The following is a 21,655-nucleotide window of genomic DNA, read 5'->3' as shown; positions in this document are numbered from 1 at the left end:
CCGAGGGCCCGCCGTCACGGTGCTTTTCTGAAAGCGGCCGGTACGATGCCGACGGAGCAAGGTCGAAAGGGCGCTGCATGTCGGTGCCGTGGAGACCGGAAAGCCGCTGGCGGAATGGCCGGCGGCGCCAGGAGTTGAGTGATAAGTTATCTGTTGTCGTACAACTAGTTTGAGGATTATCATCGTGGCCATGGTTCAGACGACTGCGGGTAATCCCTTGATATCGGAAGCGGAAGCGCCGGCAGAAGCGGCGTCCGCCGCTTTCGTGGGCCGCCCGCGCCAGCGCGCACGCGGCTTGGCGCATGGGCTGGTGGAAGACCTGGGCGAGAAGATCCGCAACCAGTCGCTGCGCCCCGGCGACAAGCTGCCGACCGAGTCGGCCATCATGCAGGCCTATGGCGTGAGCCGCACCGTGGTGCGCGAGGCGCTGTCGAAGCTGCAGGCCGGCGGGCTGGTCGAGACGCTGCACGGCGTGGGCACCTTCGTGTTGCAGCCGCGTGCGGGCGGGGTGTTTCGCCTTGACCCGGGCGAGATCGCCGCTTCGGTGGACGTGCTGGCCGTGCTGGAACTGCGCATCAGCCTGGAGACCGAATCAGCCGGCCTCGCCGCCACCCGCCGCACCGACGAGCAACTGGTCGCCATGCGCCAGGCGCTCGACGACTTCGAGCACAACGTGGCGGTGGCAGGGGATACGGTGGCGCCCGACTTCCGCTTTCACCTGCAGATCGCGCAGTCGACCGGCAACCCGTATTTCGCCGACATCATGCGGCACCTTGGCACCACGCTCATTCCGCGCACGCGCATCAGCGCCATCCGAACGCACGAGGGCGGCGGCGCGCCTTATCTGAGCCGCGTCAATCGCGAGCACGAAGAAATCTATGCGGCCATCGCGCGCCGCGATCCCGAGTCGGCGCGCGCTGCCATGCGCATCCACCTGACCAACAGCCGCGAGCGGCTGCGCATGGCGCAAGAGGCCGCGCAGCAGAAGGCGAAGGCCGATGCGGCCGCCGGCACGGGTGCCGCCGCACCGTCGCCTGACGACGCTCCCTCCCGCTGAGTTTTTCTTGTCCGGCACGCTGGACAAGTTGTTTTTCTAGTTGTACGATGACTGATAACTCGCGCGACCAGCCGTGCGCAGTCATGACGACCATCGAACAACAGGAGACAGCATGTCCATCAACCGACGCGGCGCACTTGGCGCTGCACTGGCCACGACGCTGGCCGCCAGCCTGCCTCTGCGCGCCATTGCGCAGGGCACGCAGGGCGGCACCGGCAACTGGCCCTCGAAGCCGATCAGGATCATCGTTCCGTACCCGCCGGGCGGCTCGTCCGACATCATTGCGCGGGCCATCAGCCAGCCGCTGTCGGAGGCGCTGGGCCAGTCGGTAATCATCGACAACCGCGCGGGCGCCAACGGCAACCTCGGCGCCGACCTGCTGGCCAAGGCGCCGGCCGACGGCTACACGCTGATGCTGTGCGACCTCGGCGCGCTGGCCATCAGCCCGTCGCTGTACCCCAAGCTGCCTTTCGATCCGTCGAAGGACCTGCGCAGCGTGTCCATGCTGGCCTATTCGCCGCACCTGCTGGTGGTGCACCCCTCGGTGCAGGCCAGCACGCTGAAGGAACTGGTCGAGCTCTCGAAGAAAAGCGATCTCAACTTTGCCGTTACCGCCAGCGGCAGCACCGCGCATCTGGCGGGCATCGAGCTGCAGCGCAAGGTCGGCGCCAAGTGGGAATACGTGCCCTACAAGGGCGGCGTGCAGGCCGTGCTCGACACCGTGTCGGGCCAGACGCAGGTGCTCATGAACGGCATGCTCGCGACCTACCCGCAGGTGCAGGCCGGCAAGCTCAAGCTGATTGCCGTGTCCAAGGCCACACGCATGCCGCTGATCGGCAACGTGCCGACCATCGCGGAGCAGGGCGCGCCCGGCTACGAGTCGGGCACCTGGCAGGGCGTGGTCGCGGCGCGCGGCGTGCCCGACGCGGTGATCGCCCGGCTCAACAAGGAACTGGTTCGCATCATCCGCACGCCCGACATCCGGGCCCGCCTCGCGGGACAGGGCGCGGAGGTCGTGACCATGACCGCGCCGGAGCAAGACCAGTTCTTCGCCAAGGAGCGCGCGCGCTGGGCGCAAGTCATCAAGGAAGCCAACGTCAGGCTCGACTGACCGGCTGCTTCACCCCTTTTTCTTTTTTCAAATCTTCACTGGACGATTCCCGATGAACCCGCAAGAACTCAAGACCATCATGGGCTCCGGCCTGCTCTCGTTTCCGCTGACCGACTTCGACAGCAACGGCGACTTCAACCCGGCGGGCTATGCCAAGCGCCTCGAATGGCTCGCCCCCTACGGCGCGAGCGCACTGTTCGCGGCCGGCGGCACGGGCGAGTTCTTCTCGCTCACCGGCGAGGAGTACCCCGGCATCATCAAGACCGCAGTGGACACCTGCCGCGGCGTGGTGCCGATCATTGCCGGCGCCGGTGGTCCCACGCGCTTTGCCATCCAGTGCGCGCAGGCTGCAGAGAAGGCCGGCGCGCACGGCATCCTGCTGCTGCCGCACTACCTCACCGAAGCCGGCCAGGAAGGCCTGGCCGCGCACGTGGAAGCCGTGTGCAAGAGCGTGAAGTTCGGCGTGATCGTCTACAACCGCGCCACCAGCCGCCTGAAGCCCGACACGCTGGCCGGCCTGGCCGAGCGCAACCCCAACCTCGTCGGCTTCAAGGACGGCGTGGGCGACATCGAAGCCATGGTCGCCATCTACCAGAAGATGGGCGACCGCTTCGCCTACCTGGGCGGCCTGCCCACGGCGGAGGTCTATGCCGCCGCATACAAGGCAATGGGCACACCGGTGTATTCGTCGGCCGTCTTCAACTTCATTCCGAAGACCGCCATGGATTTCTACAAGGCCGTGGCCGCCGACGACCTGCCGACGCAGCACCGCCTGCTGAAGAACTTCTTCATGCCCTACCTCGAGCTGCGCAACCGCGTGCCGGGCTATGCCGTGAGCATCGTGAAGGCCGGTGCAAAGATCGTCGGCCATGACGCAGGCCCCGTGCGCGCACCGCTCACCGACCTGAAGCCCGCAGAGATGGAACAGCTGAAGGCGCTGATCGACGCGCTCGGCCCGCAGTAAGCCCGCAGCGTCGAACACCACAAACAACAACGGAGACAAGACGCCATGTTCCTCAAGAAACTTTTCCTGATTGCCGCTTCGGCAGCCCTGTTCTCGGCCTGCTCGATGATGCCCGCGGGCAGTGCGGCATCGGCCGCGCCCGAGGTGGCTGCCGCCGCCGAACGCCTGCGCATCGCGATGGTCGACCCGACCCCAGCCGCACTCGGCGCGCTGGTGGCCGACGACCTGAGCTACGGCCACTCGGGCGGCAAGGTCGACACCAAGGCCAGCTTCATCAGCGACCTGCTCGACGGCAAATCCGACTTCGCGTCCATCGCCATCACCGAGCAGACCATCAAGGTGGTCGATGCCAACACGGCCATCGTGCGCCACACGCTCACGGCCGACACCAACGACTCGGGCAAGCCCGGCAAGGTGGCGCTGAAGATCCTCGGCGTCTGGCAGAAGCAAGGCGGAAGCTGGAAGCTGCTCGCCCGCCAGGCCGTGAGGATCTAGTCCGCATGACGAAGAGACTCCTTCTTGCCGCGGCCCTTGCGGCTGCCTCGGCCGCGTTGCTGCCTCTGCATGCCTCGGCGCAAGCCGATGCATGGCCGCAGCAGAAGCCGGTGACCATCATCGTGCCGTTCCCGGCCGGTGGCTCCACCGACATGGTGGCGCGCGCAATCGCGCTGCAGATGCAGACCAAGCTTGGCGGCAGCTTCGTCGTCGACAACCGGCCTGGCGCCACAGGCACCATCGGCACCGGCTTCGTCAAGCGCGCGGCGCCTGACGGCTACACGCTGCTGGTGTCCTCGCTCGGCGCCTTCGTCGTCACGCCGCACCTGCAGAAGGGCGTGCCCTACGACGCGACCAAAGACTTCGACTACATCAGCGTGCCCGTGCAGGCGCCCAACGTGCTCGTCGCCAACGTCGCGCGGCCCGAGCACACGGTGGCCGACGTACTGGCACTGCTGCGCAAGATGCCGGGCAAGGTCTCGTTCGCGAGCTCGGGCAACGGCTCGTCCGACCATCTCTCGGCCGAACTCTTCTGGCAGCAGACCAAGACCGAAGGCGTGCACGTGCCCTACAAGGGCGGCGCGCCGGCGGTCAACGACCTGCTGGGCAACCAGGTCGATTTCTCGTTCCAGAACGTGAATGCCGTGCTGCCGCACATCCGTGCGGGCAAGCTGCGCGCCATTGCGGTCACGGGCGACAAGCGCTCGCCCGTGCTGCCCGACGTGCCCACGCTGGCCGAAGCCGGCGTGAAGGGCGCAGAGGTCTACTCCTGGCAAGGCATGGCTGCGCCCAAGGGCCTGCCGCCTGCCGTGAAGAAAAAGCTGAGCGACGCCGCGATCGCCGCCATGCAAGACCCCGAGACGAAGAAGCGCATGCTCGACCAGGGCCTGGAAATCGTTGCCAGCACGCCTGAAGAATTCACCGCCTTCCAGTTGCGCGAATGGGCGCGATGGAAGACATTGATCGACACCCGCCACATCACCGCAGACTGAGGCACCGAGCCCGAAGATGACAAGTCCTGAATCCGTTGTTTCCAAAGTCGTGTCGGGCGCACCCGTCGTCACCGGCATGCGCGTGGTTCCCGTCGCGGGCCACGACAGCATGCTGATGAACCTCAGCGGCGCGCACGGCCCGTTCTTCACGCGCAACCTGCTGATCCTGACCGACAGCGCCGGCCACACCGGCGTGGGTGAAGTGCCCGGCGGCGAGAAGATTCGCCAGACGCTCGAAGACGCGCGCGGCCTCATCGTCGGCCAGCCGATCGGCCGGCACAACGCGGTGCTCAACAGCCTGCGCAGCGCCTTTGCCGGCCGCGACAGCGGCGGCCGCGGCCAGCAGACCTTCGACCTGCGCGTGACCATCCATGCGGTGACGGCCGTCGAGGCCGCGCTGCTCGACCTGCTCGGCCAGTTCCTCGAAGTACCCGTGGCGGCCCTGCTCGGCGAAGGCCAGCAGCGCGACGCGGTGCAGATGCTCGGCTACCTCTTCTACGTGGGCGATCGCAAGAAGACCGATCTGCCGTACGAGACCGACCCCAACGCCGACAACGACTGGTTCCGCCTGCGCCATGAAGAAGCCATGACGCCCGAAGCCATCGTGCGCCTGGCCGAGGCTACGCATGCGCGCTACGGCTTTACCGATTTCAAGCTCAAGGGCGGCGTGCTGCGCGGCGAGGAAGAAGTCGAAGCCATCCGCGCGCTGCACGAGCGCTTTCCGAAGGCGCGCGTCACGCTCGATCCGAACGGCGGCTGGCTGCTGCAGGACGCGATCCGCCTGTGCCGCGACCTGCACGGCGTGATGGCCTATGCAGAAGACCCGTGCGGCGCCGAAGGCGTGTTCTCCGGCCGCGAGGTAATGGCCGAGTTCCGCCGCGCCACCGGCCTGCCGACCGCAACCAACATGGTCGCCACCGACTGGCGCGAGATGGTGCACAGCCTCTCTCTGCAGTCGGTCGACATTCCGCTGGCCGATCCGCATTTCTGGACCATGCAGGGCTCGGTGCGCGTGGCGCAGCTGTGCCAGGCCTGGGGCCTGACCTGGGGCTCGCATTCGAACAACCACTTCGACGTGTCGCTGGCGATGTTCACGCACGTGGCGGCGGCCGCGCCGGGCAAGGTAACTGCCATCGACACGCACTGGATCTGGCAGGACGGCCAGCGCCTGACGAAGGCGCCATTGCAAATCGAAGGTGGCTTCGTTAGGGTGCCGACGCGTGGTGGCCTTGGCATCGAACTCGACATGGACGAAGTCGAGAAGGCGCACCAGCTGTACCTGAAGCATGGCCTTGGCGCGCGCAACGACGCGCAGGCAATGCAATACTTGATTCCCAACTGGACTTTCGACAACAAGCGACCGTGCATGGTCCGCTGAAGGAAACCTCATGCAGAACTTCGACAACCTCATTGCTGGCGAATGGCGTGCCGGCGCAAGCTACAGCCCCAACGTCAACCCGAGCAACCTGTCCGATGTGCTCGGCCAGTACACGCAGGGCGATGCCGCTCATGTCGACGCCGCCGTGGCAGCCGCCACCGCGGCGTTCCCGGCCTGGGCCACGGGCAGCGTGCAGGCCCGCTCCGATGCGCTCGACAAGATCGGCAACGAGATCCTTGCGCGCAAGGAAGAGCTGGGCACGTTGCTGGCGCGCGAAGAAGGCAAGACCAAGGCCGAAGGCATTGGCGAGGCCACGCGCGCGGGCCAGATCTTCAAGTTCTTCGCGGGCGAATGCCTGCGGCTGTCGGGCGAGTTGCTGCCTTCGGTGCGCCCCAACATCGGCGTGGAAATCACGCGCGAGCCGGTCGGCGTGGTCGGGCTCATCACGCCGTGGAACTTTCCCATTGCCATTCCCGCGTGGAAGATCGCGCCCGCGCTGGCCTTCGGCAACTGCGTGGTGCTCAAGCCCGCCGACCTCGTGCCGGGCAGCGCATGGGCTCTCTCCGAAATCATCAGCCGCTCGGGCATTCCGGCCGGCGTGTTCAACCTCGTGATGGGGCGCGGCAGCGTGATCGGCGAGGCGCTGGTCAACCACCCCGGCATTCATGCGATCAGCTTCACCGGCTCGGTGGGCGTGGGCCGCAACATCGCGATCCAGTGCGTCACCAAGCACAAGAAGGTGCAGCTCGAAATGGGCGGCAAGAACCCGCAGGTGATTCTTGACGACGCCGACCTCGCGCAGGCCGTCGAGCTCAGCGTGCAGAGCGCTTTCTATTCGACCGGCCAGCGCTGCACGGCCTCGAGCCGACTCATCGTCACCGAAGGCATCTACCCGAAGTTCATTGCCGCCATGAAGGAACGCATGGCGAAGATCAAGGTGGGCGATGCGCTCGCGCAAGGCACCGACGTGGGCCCGGTCTCGTCGAAGTCGCAGCTCGAACAAGACCTGAACTACATCGAGATCGGCCAGAGCGAAGGTGCCACGCTGGCCGCAGGCGGCGAACGCCTGAAGTTGGAGACCGACGGCTACTACATGTCGCCAGCCCTCTTCAGCGAATCGGCCGCGGCCATGCGCATCAACAAGGAAGAGATCTTCGGCCCGGTGGCGAGCGTGATCCGCGTGAAGAACTACGAAGAGGCGCTGGCCACGGCGAACGACACCGAGTTCGGCCTGTCGGCCGGTATTGCCACCACTTCGCTGAAGTACGCCACGCACTTCAAGCGCCACAGCCAGGCCGGCATGGTGATGGTCAACCTGCCGACTGCCGGCGTGGACTATCACGTGCCGTTCGGTGGCCGCAAGGGCAGCAGCTATGGCCCGCGCGAGCAGGGCCGTTATGCGCAGGAGTTCTTCACGACGGTGAAGACGGCCTACACGCTGGCCTGATCTTCATTCAGGCGGGTGGCAGCGAGCTCGGCGGGGCTCGTCGCCTGCGCCGCATCAGGTACTCCACGAGCTCGAAGATCCCTTCGCTCAGCAGCGCCAATGCGGCTGCCGGCAGTGCGCCCGCCACGAGCAGCTCGCGGTCGTTGAGCGCCAGCCCCGTCACGATCCGTTCGCCGAAACCACCCGCGCCGATGAAGGCCGCGATGGTCGCCGTGCCGATGGCAATCGCCGTGGCGGTGCGCACGCCCGCCAGCAAGGTGGGCAACGCCAGCGGCAGCAGCACCAGCTGAAGGCTCTGCGGCGGTGTCATGCCGAGCGCGGTGCCGGCCAGCCGCAGGCCGTTGGGCACTTCGGCCAGACCCGTCACCGTGTTGCGCATGATCGGCAACAGCGAATAGAGCGTGAGCGCAATCAGCGCGGGCAACGCGCCGATGGCACCCAGCATCGAGATCAGCACGGCCAGCAGTGCGAGCGACGGCACGGTCTGCAGCAGGCTCGCCAAACCCAGCACCACCGCGCGCAGCCGCACATGCGGGAACACCAGGATCGCGATCGGCACGCCGATCAGGATGGCGATGCCGACCGACAGCGCCACCAGCAGCAAGTGCTGGCGCGCGAGCTTCCACAGGTCGGGCCCGAACAGCTTGGCCATGAAGCCGCGACGCGCTTCCTGCGGCTGCGCCTTCGCATCCTTGCCCGTGTTCGCCAGGAAGTCGCGCGCGATCACGTCGAAGGGCACGCTCTGCAGCTCGGCGCGCGCGTTCATCGCGATCATCGCGTGCTCGTCGACCTTGCCTTCGAGCGTCTGCAATGCCGCCCAGGCCTTGGGCAGCCGCGTCGGCAGGTCGAGCTTGTAGAGCACCACCGCGTCGTAGCGCGGAAAGTATTTTCTGTCGTCTTCCAGCACGCGCAGGCCGAGGTGGTCGATCTTGGCGTCGGTGGTGTAGATGTCGATCACGTCGATCTGCTTGGCAGCCACCGCGTCGTAGGCCAGCCCGTGGTCGAGGCCGGTCGGCACCTGCGTGAAGCCGTAGCGATCGGCCAGGCCCTTCCAGCCGTCGGCGCGGCCGATGAATTCATTCGACAGGCCGAGCTTGAGCTCAGGGTGCTTCGCCAGGTCGCTCAGCGTGCGCAGGCCCAGCCGCTCTGCATCGGGCGCGCGCACCGCGAGCGCGTAGCCGTCGTTGAAGCCCAGCGGAATGGCCACGCCCAGGCCCATCGGCGCGAGCGCCGCGTTCATGGCCTCGCGCGTGTTGGCCGGCGAGCCCTTGAGGATTTCGAGCGCGATGGTGCCGGTGTATTCGGCGTACATGTCGATGGCGCCCGAGCGCAGCGCCTCGTAGACGATGGCCGTGTTGCCCAGCCCCTGCCGCACGACGGGCGGCGATGCGGTATGCGGCGCCGCCGTCTGCGCCAGCAGCTCGGCCAGGATGTACGACTCGGTGAAGCGCTTGGAGCCGACGCGCAGCGTTTCGTCCGCGGCCCGCGCGGGGCCGGACGCGGCAAGCCAGGCAAGGGCGAACAACAGGGCGGCGCGCCAGAGGCTGCGGGGCAGATGCATCCGGGCCAGTGTATAGACATCGCCCCGTTCGGCGTACCCGTCAATCTCCTACACGCCGTGGTGCGCGGTGCCGATGCGGCGGGCTGCCGATAGGCCCCACAGTCGATGGCCATGAAGACCCAACCCAGGAAAGACAAGCTCCCCGGCCCCGACGTCCACGGCCTGCGCGAACTGCTGGGCGTGCAGGTAGACGGCTACAGCCTGCAGCTGCGCGACAAGGACGGCTTCGTCGGCGACCAAGCCAGCCAGACGGCCTTCCGCGAACTGCTCGAACGCTGGCGCAAGCGCCGCCGCAGGAAGGGAAAAGACCCGCTGGGCCTCTCGCATTCGCGCGACCTGAGCAAGAAGGAGCTCGACCGGGCGCTGCAGGAAAAGAAGGCGTCCGAAGCCACCGACGTGATGCATGCAGCCATCGAGGAGTTCGCGCAGGAGCTGGCCTTCGTGATCCAGCGCTTCATGCGCCAGCCTTCGTGGCAGAAGGTGCAGCGCATCGTGATCGGCGGCGGCTTTCCCGAGAGCGACGCGGGCGAGCGCGCCATCCTGCAGGCCGGCGCCATCCTCGAAGAGATGGGCCTGCACGTGCAGATCGGCCGCCTCTCGCACGACGTGGACGACGGCGGCCTGATCGGCTGGGCGCACCTCGTGCCGCCCCACATGCTGAAGGGGCACGACGCGATCCTCGCGGTGGACATCGGCGGCACCAACGTGCGCTGCGGCATCGTGAAGACACGCCACCGCAAAGCGCGCGACTTTTCGCTCGCGAACGTGGTGCGCCGCGAGAAGTGGCGCCATGCGGACGAAGACCCCAACCGCGGCGGCATGGTCGACCACATCGCCGGCATGCTCGAGGACATGGTGCGCTACAGCGAGCGCAAGAAGATCCGTCTCGCACCCTTCGTTGGCATCGGCTGCCCGGGCCTGATCCGGCAGGACGGCTCGATTGCGCGCGGCGCGCAGAACCTGCCCGGCGACTGGGAAGGCCACGCCTTCCACTTGCCGAGCCAGCTGTGGCGCCGCATGCCGATGATGGGCTCCGGCCCGACGCTGGTGCTGATGCACAACGACGCAGTGGTGCAGGGCCTGAGCGAGCTGCCCTTCATGCGCGACGTGCGGCACTGGGGCGTGCTGACCATCGGCACGGGGCTGGGCAACGCGAGCTTCACCAACCGGCCCTGAGGCCGGGCTGCATTACAGGTCTTCGGGTCGCAGGCCTTCGATGCGCATGCTGGCCGAGACGGTGGCGACGTTGCCTGCCGCATCGATGGCGCGCACTTCGATGTTCGCGGCGCCGGGCCTCTTCGGCGTCCAAGCGCAGACGTACGGCGCGGCGCGCAGCGTGCACGCGGTCTTGCCGTCGACGACGAACTTCAGCTCGGCCACGGCTACGTTGTCGGATGCCGTAGCGGAAAGCCTTGTCGCCATGCCTACCGCGGCGGTCGGCGGCGGGGTCAGTGCAACTGTCGGCGCCACCGTGTCGGAAGGCGGATTGACGATCACGTTGGCAGAGGCCACGGCGGAGTTGCCAGCCGCATCGATCGCGACCACACGAATCGTCTGAACGCCGGGCGCGGTCGGCGTCCAGCTGCAGGTGTAGGGCGGGGCGGTGAAGGTGCAGATCGGGATGCTGTCCCGGCCCAGTACCTTGACGCCCCACACGCCTGCGTTGTCCACCACGGCCGGCGCGATGGTGGTGGGTTGGCCCACTACGGCCATGGAAGGCGCGGCCAGCGAAACGGTAGGCGGCGTCGCGTCGGTGCCGCCGAGCGCCAGGTCGATGGTGAACATCGGCTGGCCCTGCACGGCCTTCTGCTCGAACGCATCGAAGATGGTGAACCAGCTCGCACCGGGGGCGCGGTTGGCGGCGCGTGCCTTGACCAGCAGCGTTGTCTTGCCGACGGCGAAGCAGCTGAAGCCGCAGTTCCAGTCGAACACGAAGCGGCCCGAGGCATCGGCCACGCCGGTCACCAGCATGACCAGCGGCTTGCCGGCCCCGGGGTCACGCCACACCGACACCTGCGCGCCGGGCAGCGCGGCGCCGGTGTCTCGGTCGGTCACGCGCACCTGGGTGCCGGTGGTGGCCGCCATGAACTTCGAGCTGCCGAGCTTGGGCCAGTCGGTCCAGTCGGTGTCGATGTTGGCCTTGGTGCCGGCCGTGAAGCGGATCATCTCCAGCGTGGCGATGCGGTTGGCCGCAGGGTCGCGGCGCTGCTCGAAGACGGTGCCCAGCAGCGGGTCGAGCCGCCAGTGCTGGCGCGTCCACCAGTAGCGGTCGTTGTCGTTGGCCAGCGCGAGGTCTGTGATGGGCGCCACGCCGGTGGTGTCCGCCACCGCGACGCCGTTGTAGTACTCGCCCGCGCCGGCGCCGAACACATGCTCCAGTTCGTGCAGCAGGGTCTTGAGCTGGCGGCCGAGGTAGTCCTTCTCGGTGGACTCGGGGGCGCCCGGACTGGGCGCGCGCGACAGGCGCAGCGGGTCGTGGATGGCGATCCAGTTCAGGTTCCAGGTCACGCCTTTCTGCGGAAAGGTCCAGCTGGTAGAGAGGCCGCCGTGGCTGTAGCCGCGGGTGGACTTCGAGATGCACACCACCACTTCACCGTTGACCAGGCCGCTGTAGCTGCACTGCGGGGCGGTGGCGGGCGCGGCGAGCTGCAGGTCGGCTGTGGGGTCGAAGGCAAAGCTGCGCACCGTCTCGCGCGTGAACACCGTGTTGACGTCGGCCACGTACTGCGCGAGCCGGCGGGCGGCTTCGGCGGGGCCGATGTCGGTGGCCAACTCGGGGTCGACGATGAATTTCAGGCGATGGGTGCTGGGGGCGGCCCGGCCGACTTCGTCCATTGCGGCGAAGGCGGGCACCATTCCAGAAAGCGCGAACAGAGCTGGTAGCACGAACGCCAGACTCGCGAATGCACGCAGCGAGAAGAAAGCTCGCATCGGTTTTCCCCCGGGGCAGGGGCGCAGGACTCAAACGGATGACGCCTCGGTCGGCCTTTTCAGGAGCCGGGCCCAGGCGGGCTGCCCCGCAATGCAGGGGGTGCCGGAAGATCCGTTCGCGTCTGCCCGATGACGAATCAGTAGGCAGGCAGGCTTGTCAATCCCGGAAACCGGTGGGTATTTTAGTCTACATGTTCGACTTGTTTCAATTGTGTTGCGTTTGTGCTTCTGGCGCCACAGTGTTACCACCCAGTGCCTTGTAGACCGCCACCAGGCCCACCGAGAGGCGGCTGGTGCTCTGTGCCTGGTCGCGTCGCGCCTGCAGCAAGGTGCGGCGCGCATCGAGTTCAGCGCCGAAGTCGGTGAGCCCGCCTTTGTAGCGAGCCGCCGCCAGCACCAGCGCATCGCGGCTGCGGCGTTCGCGCTCGGCCAGCTCGGCCTGGCGCTGGCCCTCGGCGGCGTAGGCGCTGAGCGCCGAATCGATCTCGTGCCAGGCCTTGAGCACGGTCTGCTGAAACGCCACGGCCGCTTCCTGCTGCTGCAGCTCGCGCAGTTCGATGGTGGCGCGGCGGCGGCCGTTGTCGAAGATCGGCAGGCTGATCGATGGGCCCACCTGCCACTGCCGGCTGCCCCAGTCGCCGAAGCGCTCGCTGCCCACTGATTCATAGCCGAAGCCGGCGCCCAGCGTTACGCGCGGATAGAGGTCGGCCACGGCCACGCCGATGCGGGCTGTGGCGGCATGCAGTTGCGCTTCGGCGGCTGCGATGTCGGGGCGGCGGCGTGCGAGCTCGGCGGGCAGGCCCAGCGTGAGGGCGGGCAGTACGGGTGCGTCTAGCGTGTCGCCAGTAGAGGTGTCTGCCAGCTCGGTGTTCAGCGCGCCCGGCGCGGCTCCAGCCAGCAGCGTGATGCGGTTCATTGCATCGGCTTCCTGCTGCAGCAGCGCGGGAATGCGTGCGCGCAGTTCGGCCACCAGCGCACGCTGGCGCACCGGGTCCAGGTCGGTGACGAGGCCGCCGTCGGCGCGCGCCTGCACCAGTTCGAGAGATTCGGCTGCCGCCGCGATGTCGGCGCGCGCGATGCGCAGTTCGCGCTGCGTGCCGCGCAGCTCGAAATAATTGCGCGCCAGTTCGGCCTGCACGCTGAGCCGGGCCTGCTGGAGCAATGCGGACGATGCGCTCGCGTCGGCATCGGCCGCCTCGATGGCGCGACGCACGCGGCCCCACAGGTCGATTTCCCACGAGGCGTCGAAGCCGGCCTGATAGAGGTTGTAGGGCTCGCTGAGCGTGCGGATGAGCTGGTCGCGGTTGGAGACCGACGAACCCAGCGCATCGATCATCCGCGTGGCGGCGCCGCTCTCGCTCTGGCGCTGCCGGGTGACGCCGGCGCTCGCATTCAGCTGTGGCCCCTGCTGGGCCGCGGTGGTGGTGCGCTGCACGCGGCTTTGCGCGAAGCGCAGGGCGGCGGTCTGCAGGTCGGGGTTGCTCGCGAGCACCATGGCTTCGAGGCGGTCGAGTACCGGATCGTTGAAGGCCCTCCAGTCGCCAGATGCGACGCCGCCAACAGAACCTTGCCGCTCCGCGCCGAGCAGCGCGGGCGAACCGCCATGCCATGCAGACCAGTCGGCGGGCGCACGGGCTTCGGCCGGCTTGTGGTCGGGCCCTACGGCGCAGCCGGCAAGAATGAAAGCGAGAGAGAGCGTGGCCGCGGCGGAAGAAAGAGGAAATGGAAGGGGCATGACGTGCTCCCGTTTTCAGACAAGACGATTGCGGAACAGCCAGGCCGCCAGCGGCAGCGTGACGGCGGCGATGACGGCAAGCGGAATCAGGTTGTGCCAGACCGTGCCCAGCCCCACGCCTTCGAGGTACACGCGCTGCACCAGGTCGATGGCAAAGCGCAGCGGGTTGGCCAGCGTTGCCACCTGCAGCGCGTGCGGCATGTTGCGCACCGGCGTGGTCAGGCCCGACAGCAGCATCAGCGGCATCAGCAGCACGAAGGCATAGAGCATGGCCTGCTGCATGTTGGCCGACACGGCTGAAATCGATAGCCCGATACCCACGCTCGCCACCGTGAAGAACAGCAGCCCCGTGTATAGCGTGACGAGCGAGCCCGCCATCGGAATGCCGAACCAGAAGAGCGCCACCAGCAGGATCAGCGACGACTGCACGAGCCCCACCAGCACAGGCGGCAGCGCCTTGCCGATCATGATTTCGAGCGGCGACATCGGCGTTACCAGCAGCTGGTCGAAGGTGCCTTGCTCGCGTTCGCGTGCCACCGACAGCGCGGTGAGCAGCAGCGTCTGCAGCATGCTGAGCGCGGCGATCATGCCGGGCAGCAGGTTCCAGCGCGTCTCCAGGTTCGGGTTGAACCACGCGCGCGATTCGACGACCAGCGGCGACGGCGGTGCACCCACGCGCGCGCGCAGCTCAGCGTTGTAGCGCTCGACCACCGCACTCACGTAGCCGGCCGCCGAGCCCGCGGTGTTGGAGTTGCGCGCATCGAGGATCAGCTGGATGGCCGCCGTCTGCCCCGCGCTGAGCTGCTGCTCGAAGTTCGCGGGTATCTGGATGACGAGCAGTGCCTTCTCGGTGTCGATCACCTCGCGGATGTCGGCCTGCGAGCGCAGCGTGGCCACGCGGTGGAACACGCCGGTGCTGTCGAGGTGCGCGATCAGCTCCGTCGAGGCGCCGTTGCGGCTCTGGTCGAGCAGTGCGTAGGGCACGTTGGTGAGGTCGTAGGTCGCGCCGTAGCCGAAGACCAGGCTCTGCATGATCGCCGGGGCGATCAGGATGGCGCGCGTGGCCGGGTCCTTGAGGATCGTCAGCAGCTCCTTGCGGCAGAGGTTGGCAACGCGCAGGAAGAAATCGATGAGGGCGTTCATGGCCGGGGCTTTCAGTCGAGGCTCTTGCGCGTTACCGCGCGCGCCACCAGCAGCAGGCCCACCGCATACGCCATCAGGATCGCGCAGTTGCGCCACACCAGCGGCCAGACGTCGCCCGCGAGAAACAGCGTCTTGATGAGGTCCATGAAGTAGGTGGCCGGCAGCAGGTGGCCGATCACCCACACGGCAGTGGGCACGTTGCGCAGGTCGAACAGGAAGCCCGACAGCATCATCGAGGGCATGAAGGTCGCGATCAGCGCCACCTGGCTCGCGAGAAACTGGTTGCGCGTGACCGACGAGATCACGAGGCCCAGGCTCACCGCCACGATCAGGTACAGCATCGAGCTGAACACCACCACCAGCAGCGAGCCGTACATCGGCACCGCGAACAGGAAGCGTGCGGAAAGCAGGCACAGCGCAAGACCCAGCATGCCGACCGCGAAGTACGGAATGATCTTTGCCAACAGGATCTCGACCGGCCGCACCGGCGTGACGAACAGCGCCTCCAGCGTGCCGCGCTCCCACTCGCGCGCCATCACCAGCGCGGTGAGAAAGGCGCCGACCAGCGTCATGATGAGCACGATGAGTCCCGGCACCAGATACCAGGTGCTGGTGTTCGCGGCGTTGAACCACATGCGCTGCTCGACGGTGACGCTGCCGACGGGCGGGGCATCGGCGCCGGAGGCGTTGCCGCTCCTGTCCATCTGCCGTATTGCCGATTGCGCGAGGGCGCCCGTCACGTACGCCTGGATGATGCTCGCGCGCCCCGCGTCGGAGCCGTGCACGATGAGCTGCACGCGCGCATTGCCGGCAGCCAGCGCGCGCGAGAAGTCGGCAGGCACGCGCACGATGCCGTCGACCTTTCGTTCGCGCATCAGCTCTTCGGCGTCGTGCATCGAGCCCAGCAGCACTGGCGCGATGGTGGGCGAGAGCTGCAGGCCGGCGATGGCCTCGTGCGCGGTCGGCGAGGCGTCTTCCATCACCACCGCCACGGGCGCATTCTTCACGTCGAGCGACATGCCGTAGCCGAAGATCAGGATCAGCACCATCGGCAGCAGGATGCCGATGGCCAGGTTGCTGCGGTCGCGCAGCAACTGGCGGAATTCCTTGCGCGTGAGGGAGATCAGGCGGGACCAGAAGCCGCTCATGCCGTTCATGCCGCCACCTCTTCCTTGCTCTTGTGCCGCGCCTTCTCGACGATGCCGATGAAGGCCTGCTCCATGTCGATGCGCCTGCCGCTTTCTTCCTCATCGCCCAGCGCCTGCGCGCGCACCTCTTGCGGCGTGCCGATGGCCAGCACCTTGCCCGCGTCCTGGATCACGATGCGATCGCAGTACTCCGCCTCTTCCATGAAGTGCGTGGTGATGACGACGGTGGTACCGCCTTCGGCCAGCGCCGTGATGCGCCGCCAGAACTCGCGGCGCGCGAGCGGGTCGGCGCCGCTGGTGGGCTCGTCGAGGAACAGGATCTCGGGCTCGTGCAGCAGGCCGGTGGCCATGGCAAGACGCTGTTTGTAGCCGCCGGGCAGCTGGCCGCTGGGTGCGTCGAGCGAGTGGGTCAGGTCGAACTGGCGCAGCACCGTGTCCATGCGATCGTGCAGCTTCGCGCCGCGCAGGCCGTAGGCGCCGCCGAAGAACGAGAGGTTTTCGCGCACTGTGAGGTTGCCGTAGAGCGCGAATTTCTGCGAGACATAGCCGATGCGCTGGCGCGCCTGCGCGCGGGCATGCCGCAGGTCGACGCCGGCCACGCGCAGCTGGCCGCCGCTCGCGGGCAGCAGGCCGCAGAGCATGCGGAAGGTTGTGGTCTTGCCCGCGCCGTTGGGGCCGAGCAGGCCGAAGATCTCGCCGCGCCGCACGGAGAAGCTGGTGCTGGCCACCGCCACGAAGTCGCCGAAGCGGCGCACGAGGTCCTTGACTTCGATGACCACTTCGCCGGGCTGGCCTGTGCTCGGTTGCGAAGTGGTCATGGCGGCTGCCGGGGTGGCGTCGGCGTTGGGCGATGGCTGCGCGCGCAGCAGCGTCATGAAGCCGTCTTCGAGGCGCGGCGTGACCGGCTCGGTGCGCGCGCCTTCGAGCAATGCATCGAGCCGCGCATCGTCTGTCTCGCTGCGGCGAATGAAGCGCACCTCGCCGCCTTGCGGCACCGCATCGATGATGTCCTGCCGCGCGTCGAGCAGCCGCGCCTGCAGCAACCGTGGTGGCTCACCGTCGGGCGGTGTCGCGATGAAGCAGAGGCCGTGTGCGCGGTCGCGCAGCTCTGTGGGCGCGCCCTGCGCCAGCAGCTTGCCGCCGTGCAGCACGAACACATGGCTGCAGCGCTCGGCCTCGTCGAGGTAGGCAGTGCTGACGATGACCGAGAGCTTTTCGTCGTCCACAAGCTGCTGCACGATCTGCCATAGCTCGCGGCGCGAGAGCGGGTCTACGCCCACGGTCGGCTCGTCGAGCAGCAGCAGGTCGGGCGAGCGCACCAGCGTGCAGGCCAGCCCGAGCTTCTGCTTCATGCCGCCAGAGAGCTTGCCGGCCGGGCGATCGGTGAAGCGGCCGAGGTCGGTCATTTCCATCAGCCGCGCATAGCGTTCGCGCCGCTTGTCGCGGGGCACGCCGTGCAGGTCGGCGTAGAGGTCGAGGTTCTCCTGCACGCTCAGGTCGTCGTAGAGGCCGAAGCGCTGCGGCATGTAGCTGATGCGGTCCTGCACCGCCTGTGGATCGGCCGAGACGTCGATGCCGAGCACGCGCAGCTCGCCCGCGTCGGCGCGCATCAGGCCAGCCATGAGGCGCAGTAGCGTGGTCTTGCCGGCACCGTCTGGGCCGACCAGGGCGGTGAGCGTGCCGGCGGGCACTTCGAGCGAGACGTCGTCGAGCGCGTGCACGGGTTCTTTCGACGCTTTCAGCAGGAAGCGCTTGTGCAGCGAGCGTCCGGCCACGGCCGGCCCGGTGGTGGTCATCAGGGCTTGCCGGTGGCGGACGACAGTTGCAGCCGCACAGTGGCCGGCATGCCGAGCCGCAGCCGGTCTTGCGGGTCATCGACCATCACGCGAATTTCGTAGACGAGGCTGCTGCGCAGTTCCTCGGTCTGCACGGTCTTGGGCGTGAATTCAGCCACCGACGAGATGTAGCCGACCTTGCCCGCGATGGCTTCTCCGGGCTGGCTGTCGGTGCTCACGCGGGCGTCCTGCCCGGCGCGCACGCGGCCGAGGTCGGGCTCGGCCACATAGGCACGCACCCACTTGGGATCGGTGATGGCGAGCGTGAAGGCCGGGCGCTGCGGCGAGGCCATGTCGCCTGGCTCGAGCAGGCGGGCGCGCACGACGGCGTCGATGGGCGCCTTGAGCTCGGCCTCGGTGAGCTGGTGGTTCATGAGCGCGAGCTCGGCGCGGGCCGATTCGAGCTGCGCCGTCGCCTGGCCGATGTCTTCCTTGCGCGGGCCGGTGACCACCAGTTGCTGAGCCTTGCGGGCGTTGTCGAGCTGCGCCAGCGCCACCCTGCGCCTGGCCTGTGCGCTGTCGAGGTCCTGCTGGCTCACGGCGCGGCCGGCCGTGGTGTTGCCGATGGCCTGCAGGCGCGCGAGCTGCTGCTGCGCAAGTTCGGCATCGGCCTGCGCGGCGGCCACCTGGGCACTGGCCTGCGCCACTTCTTCGGGGCGGCTACCGGTCTTCAGGCGTAGCAGGGCCTGTTCCTGCACGCCGATGCGCGCCTGCGACTGCGCCACGCGCAGCACCAGCGAGCGGGTGTCGAGCCGGCCCAGCACCTGCCCGGCGCGCACGCGGTCGCCTTCGCGCACCGCCAGCTCGGCCACGCGGTCGTTGGCGTTGAAGGCCAGCGAGACCTGGCGCAGGTCAACGTTGCCGTACAGCACGAGCTGGTCGGAGGGTGTGGCGGAGTGGTGCGTGTACCACCAGCCGCCTACCGCCGCGACGATGGCCACGGCGGCGATGGCAATGAGGGGCTTCTTGTTCATGGCGTGTGTCCTGACGAGGCTGCTGCCCGGGGGTCGGCGCGATGTTATCAAATTCAAATTTGAATTTGAAGTATTTTTTTGTTTGAGTTAGCCTCGGGGCATGGCAACCCGCACTCAGCGTACCGACGGCAACACCACGCGCCTGCACATCCTCGAAACCGCTGGCCGGCTGTTCGCGGCGCAAGGCTTCGCAGAAAGCACCAGCAAGGAAATCTGCACCCGCGCGGGCACCAACATGGCCGCCATCAACTACCACTTCGGCGGCCGCGACGGGCTCTACGAGGCGGTGCTGGTCGAAGCGCACAAGCAGCTGGTGAGCCTCGACGAGCTGATGGCGTTGTCATTGGAGTCGACCGATCCGCGCCTGAAACTGCGCGCATTTCTCACGCACATGCTCGAGATGAGCGCCCAGCCGAAGGCGCCATGGGGCTTTCGCGTGGTGCTGCGCGAGGCGCTGTCGCCGTCGCCGGCCATGCCGGCGCTGATCCAGCGCGCGGTGCTGCCCAAGGCCAAGCTGCTGCGCGGCATCGTCGGCGAGATCATGGGCCTGCCCGACGACCATCCCTCGGTGCAGCGCAGCCTGCTGCTCACGGTGCTGCCGTGCCTCGTGATGACGGTGGCGCCCAAGGACCTGAGCAGCAAGGTTCTGCCGGCCCTGAAGGACACGCAAGCCCTTGCCGAAGAAGTTGTGCGCTATGTGCTCGCGGGGCTCGATGCCGTGGCGAAGGAGGCAAAGGCCACCGAACCGCCCCAGGCGTCCACAACGCCTAAAGCTGGAAAGCGACGGTGAGCAGCAGCCCCTCGGCCACGTCGCGCATCAGCCCCGGGCGCCGCGCACGATAGGGCTCGCCAGCCGAGGCGGTGGTCTCGATCCACTCGGCCAGCCATTCGATGTCCTCACGGCCGTAGAACACAACGGCTGCCTCGTGGTTCAGCAGCAGGCTGCGCAGGTCGAGGTTGATTGAGCCGCACATGGCGAGCTCGTCGTCCACCACCACGGCCTTTGCGTGCGCCATGAACGGCAGCATGCGAAAGCTCACGCCCGCGCGCGCAAGGTCGCGCATGGCGCGGGCGCGTACGAAGTCGGCAAGGCGATGGTTCGACTGCGCGGGCATCGCGATGGTCACTTGCACGCCGCGCCGCGCGGCCAGCCGCAGTGCATCGCGCAGGCCGTCGCCGGGCACGAAGTAGGGCGTGATCGCAAGCACGCGATGCTCGGCGCGAAAGCAGGCGTCGATCAGCAGCGCATGTGCCGTGTCCTCTGTCTGGTCGGGGCCGCTCGGCAGGAACTGCGCCATCGCTGTGCCCGGCCCTTCGGGCACGTCGTCGGCCGTGATGGCACGGGCCTTTCGGCTGCGCACCGAGGCCCAGTCGTGGTCGAACTGGCGCGCCGCCGCCGCGGCCACGCTGCCATGCAGGTCGAAGGACAGGTCGCGCCAGGCCTCGGGGTGCTTGTCGTTGCCGGTGAAGTATTCGCCCGCGAGGTTGCGCCCGCCCGACCAGAGCCAGCCGTCGTCGGCAATGGTGAACTTGCGGTGGTTGCGCAGGTTGCGCGGGCCGATGCGGCGCAGGCTGAAGAAGGGGCGGAACACGGCCACCTCGCCACCTGCCACACGCAGCCGGTCGAAGTGATGGCGCGGCAGCGACAGCGCGCCGAAGCCGTCGAGCAGCACCCGCACTTTGATGCCCTCGCGCGCCCGCTTGGCGAGCCGGTCGATCACCGCGTGGCCGAGCGGATCGTCGCCGATGATGAAGGTGCACACGTCGATGCGCTCGCGCGCGCCGTCGATCACCTGCCACAGCGCATCGCGCGCGGCCTCGCCGTCGGCATGCATGCGGATCGCGCAGCGCCCCGGCGGCGCGAGACCGAAGCTTTCGATCAGGTCGGCGGCCCAGTGGCCCGGCGGCACAGAGCGCGGCGGCCTGGGCGAGCCTGCCGGGCGCAGCTTGCGCTGGCCGAACAGCAGGTACATCGGCAGGATGAAGTAGGGCATCAGCACCAGCCCCATGACCCAGGCGATGGCCGTGGTGGGGGCGCGCTGCTCGCGGCGTGCGCGTGTGGTCAGCACGTAGACCAGCAGCGCGAAAGTGACGACGAGAAAATGCTGCGAAGGAGAGGGCAGCCAGTCGAACTCTTTGGTCGGCATGGACCGATGATGCCTCAGCGTTGCGCGCTGTGCCTTCAGTGTCCCTTCAGCGTTGCAGGAAGGCCGGCACGCCGCGCCCTTGCGAGGCCAGGAATCGCATCATCGGATCGACCACCGCGCGCACTGCGGGCCGGTCGCCTACGCGCGTGCGCCAGGCCAGCAGGCGCGGCGTGGCAGCGGTCATGCCGGCGCCCTTGCGGTCGGCGAACACACAGGCCATGTAGAAGGCGATGTCGGCGAAGGAATAGGAGCCGGCCAGGTACTCGCGCGTGGCCAGCAGGCCTTCCATCTCTTCGTAGAAGCGCGCGCAGCCGGCGCAGGCCGCGAGCGCGGGAGGGCTCTGCATGGCGTCCTGCAGGCCGAAGAGCTTGATGACATTCGGGAAGAAGACCTCGTCGGACTTCTGCTCCAGCTGCCGCGCGCGGGCCCGTTCGGCAATGCCTTCGGGCCACAGCGCAAGGCTGGGGTAGCGGTCTTCGAGGTACTCGAAGATCTGCGTCGAGTCGAACAGCGAGACCTCGTCGTCGACCAGCACGGGCACCTGCTGCTTGACGGGGTTGACCCGAAGCACCTCGGGATGCTTGGGCTCGTAGGCGTCGCCTTCGATGAAGGGCACCATGACCAGTTCGAAGGGCACGCCTTTTTCGCGTGCCGCGATCTCGACCTTGGCGCCGAACATGCTGAGGGGGCCTGAGTAGATGTGAGTCGTCATGCCCCGACTTCACCAGAAACGGCGC

18 protein-coding genes are annotated in these 21,655 nt (G+C 67.8%); 9 read left to right on the top strand and 9 right to left on the bottom strand.

Going from position 1 to position 21,655, the window contains the following annotated elements; genetic code table 11:
* Window positions 1-190: 190 nt before the first annotated feature.
* From ACSFCA_RS14545 to ACSFCA_RS14515, 7 genes are all read left to right on the top strand, one after another.
* A complete protein-coding gene (locus ACSFCA_RS14545; RefSeq protein ID WP_258353883.1) occupies window positions 191-1,057 on the top strand; it encodes a FadR/GntR family transcriptional regulator in 867 nt (288 codons plus the stop codon).
* Between the two features lie 112 nt (window positions 1,058-1,169).
* The gene (locus ACSFCA_RS14540; RefSeq protein WP_258353884.1) at window positions 1,170-2,168 is read left to right on the top strand and encodes a Bug family tripartite tricarboxylate transporter substrate binding protein; all 999 of its coding nucleotides are present in this window, start codon (window positions 1,170-1,172) and stop codon (window positions 2,166-2,168) included.
* 52 nt (window positions 2,169-2,220) lie between these two features.
* Entirely contained in the window at window positions 2,221-3,132 is a 912-nt protein-coding gene (gene kdgD / locus ACSFCA_RS14535; RefSeq protein ID WP_258353885.1) for a 5-dehydro-4-deoxyglucarate dehydratase, read from the top strand.
* Between the two features lie 45 nt (window positions 3,133-3,177).
* Window positions 3,178-3,627 (top strand): nuclear transport factor 2 family protein, encoded by a 450-nt coding sequence (locus tag ACSFCA_RS14530; protein WP_435459962.1) that lies wholly within the window; start codon window positions 3,178-3,180, stop codon window positions 3,625-3,627.
* A 5-nt stretch (window positions 3,628-3,632) separates the two neighbouring features.
* On the top strand, window positions 3,633-4,619 hold the full coding sequence (locus ACSFCA_RS14525; RefSeq protein WP_435459961.1) for a Bug family tripartite tricarboxylate transporter substrate binding protein: 987 nt from the start codon (window positions 3,633-3,635) through the stop codon (window positions 4,617-4,619).
* Between the two features lie 16 nt (window positions 4,620-4,635).
* Window positions 4,636-5,997 (top strand): glucarate dehydratase, encoded by a 1,362-nt coding sequence (gudD, locus tag ACSFCA_RS14520; protein ID WP_435459960.1) that lies wholly within the window; start codon window positions 4,636-4,638, stop codon window positions 5,995-5,997.
* Window positions 5,998-6,007: 10 nt separating this feature from the next.
* Entirely contained in the window at window positions 6,008-7,444 is a 1,437-nt protein-coding gene (locus tag ACSFCA_RS14515; protein WP_093077759.1) for an aldehyde dehydrogenase family protein, read from the top strand.
* Window positions 7,445-7,451: 7 nt separating this feature from the next.
* Here the strand turns inward: ACSFCA_RS14515 and ACSFCA_RS14510 are convergent, their stop codons facing one another.
* A complete protein-coding gene (locus tag ACSFCA_RS14510) occupies window positions 7,452-9,005 on the bottom strand; it encodes an ABC transporter permease/substrate-binding protein (RefSeq protein ID WP_435459959.1) in 1,554 nt (517 codons plus the stop codon).
* 105 nt (window positions 9,006-9,110) lie between these two features.
* Here ACSFCA_RS14510 and ACSFCA_RS14505 point away from each other — a divergent pair, with 105 nt between their 5' ends.
* Window positions 9,111-10,181, top strand: a complete 1,071-nt coding sequence (locus tag ACSFCA_RS14505; RefSeq protein ID WP_435459958.1) for an ROK family protein — start codon at window positions 9,111-9,113, stop codon at window positions 10,179-10,181.
* 12 nt (window positions 10,182-10,193) lie between these two features.
* Here ACSFCA_RS14505 and ACSFCA_RS14500 read toward each other — a convergent pair whose 3' ends face one another.
* From ACSFCA_RS14500 to ACSFCA_RS14475, 6 genes are all read right to left on the bottom strand, one after another.
* Window positions 10,194-11,936 carry an Ig-like domain-containing protein gene (locus tag ACSFCA_RS14500; protein WP_435459957.1) on the bottom strand — a complete coding sequence of 581 codons (1,743 nt, stop codon included), beginning with the start codon at window positions 11,934-11,936 and terminating at the stop codon, window positions 10,194-10,196.
* A 205-nt stretch (window positions 11,937-12,141) separates the two neighbouring features.
* On the bottom strand, window positions 12,142-13,671 hold the full coding sequence (locus ACSFCA_RS14495) for an efflux transporter outer membrane subunit (protein WP_435459956.1): 1,530 nt from the start codon (window positions 13,669-13,671) through the stop codon (window positions 12,142-12,144).
* Window positions 13,672-13,686: 15 nt separating this feature from the next.
* Window positions 13,687-14,814 carry an ABC transporter permease gene (locus tag ACSFCA_RS14490; protein WP_435459955.1) on the bottom strand — a complete coding sequence of 376 codons (1,128 nt, stop codon included), beginning with the start codon at window positions 14,812-14,814 and terminating at the stop codon, window positions 13,687-13,689.
* 11 nt (window positions 14,815-14,825) lie between these two features.
* A complete protein-coding gene (locus ACSFCA_RS14485) occupies window positions 14,826-15,962 on the bottom strand; it encodes an ABC transporter permease (RefSeq protein WP_435460202.1) in 1,137 nt (378 codons plus the stop codon).
* A 5-nt stretch (window positions 15,963-15,967) separates the two neighbouring features.
* A complete protein-coding gene (locus ACSFCA_RS14480) occupies window positions 15,968-17,758 on the bottom strand; it encodes an ATP-binding cassette domain-containing protein (RefSeq protein ID WP_435459954.1) in 1,791 nt (596 codons plus the stop codon).
* Window positions 17,758-18,771 carry an HlyD family secretion protein gene (locus tag ACSFCA_RS14475; RefSeq protein ID WP_435459953.1) on the bottom strand — a complete coding sequence of 338 codons (1,014 nt, stop codon included), beginning with the start codon at window positions 18,769-18,771 and terminating at the stop codon, window positions 17,758-17,760. Before ACSFCA_RS14475 ends, ACSFCA_RS14480 begins: the two co-directional genes overlap by 1 nt.
* A gap of 100 nt (window positions 18,772-18,871) precedes the next feature.
* Between ACSFCA_RS14475 and ACSFCA_RS14470 the strand changes: the two genes are divergently transcribed.
* Window positions 18,872-19,561, top strand: a complete 690-nt coding sequence (locus tag ACSFCA_RS14470) for a TetR/AcrR family transcriptional regulator (RefSeq protein WP_435459952.1) — start codon at window positions 18,872-18,874, stop codon at window positions 19,559-19,561.
* Here ACSFCA_RS14470 and ACSFCA_RS14465 read toward each other — a convergent pair.
* Entirely contained in the window at window positions 19,539-20,918 is a 1,380-nt protein-coding gene (locus ACSFCA_RS14465; RefSeq protein WP_435459951.1) for a phospholipase D-like domain-containing protein, read from the bottom strand. The genes ACSFCA_RS14470 and ACSFCA_RS14465 overlap by 23 nt on opposite strands.
* Before the next feature lie 46 nt (window positions 20,919-20,964).
* A complete protein-coding gene (locus tag ACSFCA_RS14460; protein ID WP_435459950.1) occupies window positions 20,965-21,630 on the bottom strand; it encodes a glutathione S-transferase family protein in 666 nt (221 codons plus the stop codon).
* Window positions 21,631-21,655: the final 25 nt, after the last annotated feature.

Origin of the sequence: Variovorax multivorans (assembly GCF_051216835.1) — a bacterium.
Lineage (GTDB): Bacteria > Pseudomonadota > Gammaproteobacteria > Burkholderiales > Burkholderiaceae_C > Variovorax.
The sequence above is the reverse complement of the archived record's forward strand: the minus strand, read 5'-3'. Positions and strand labels throughout refer to the sequence as shown.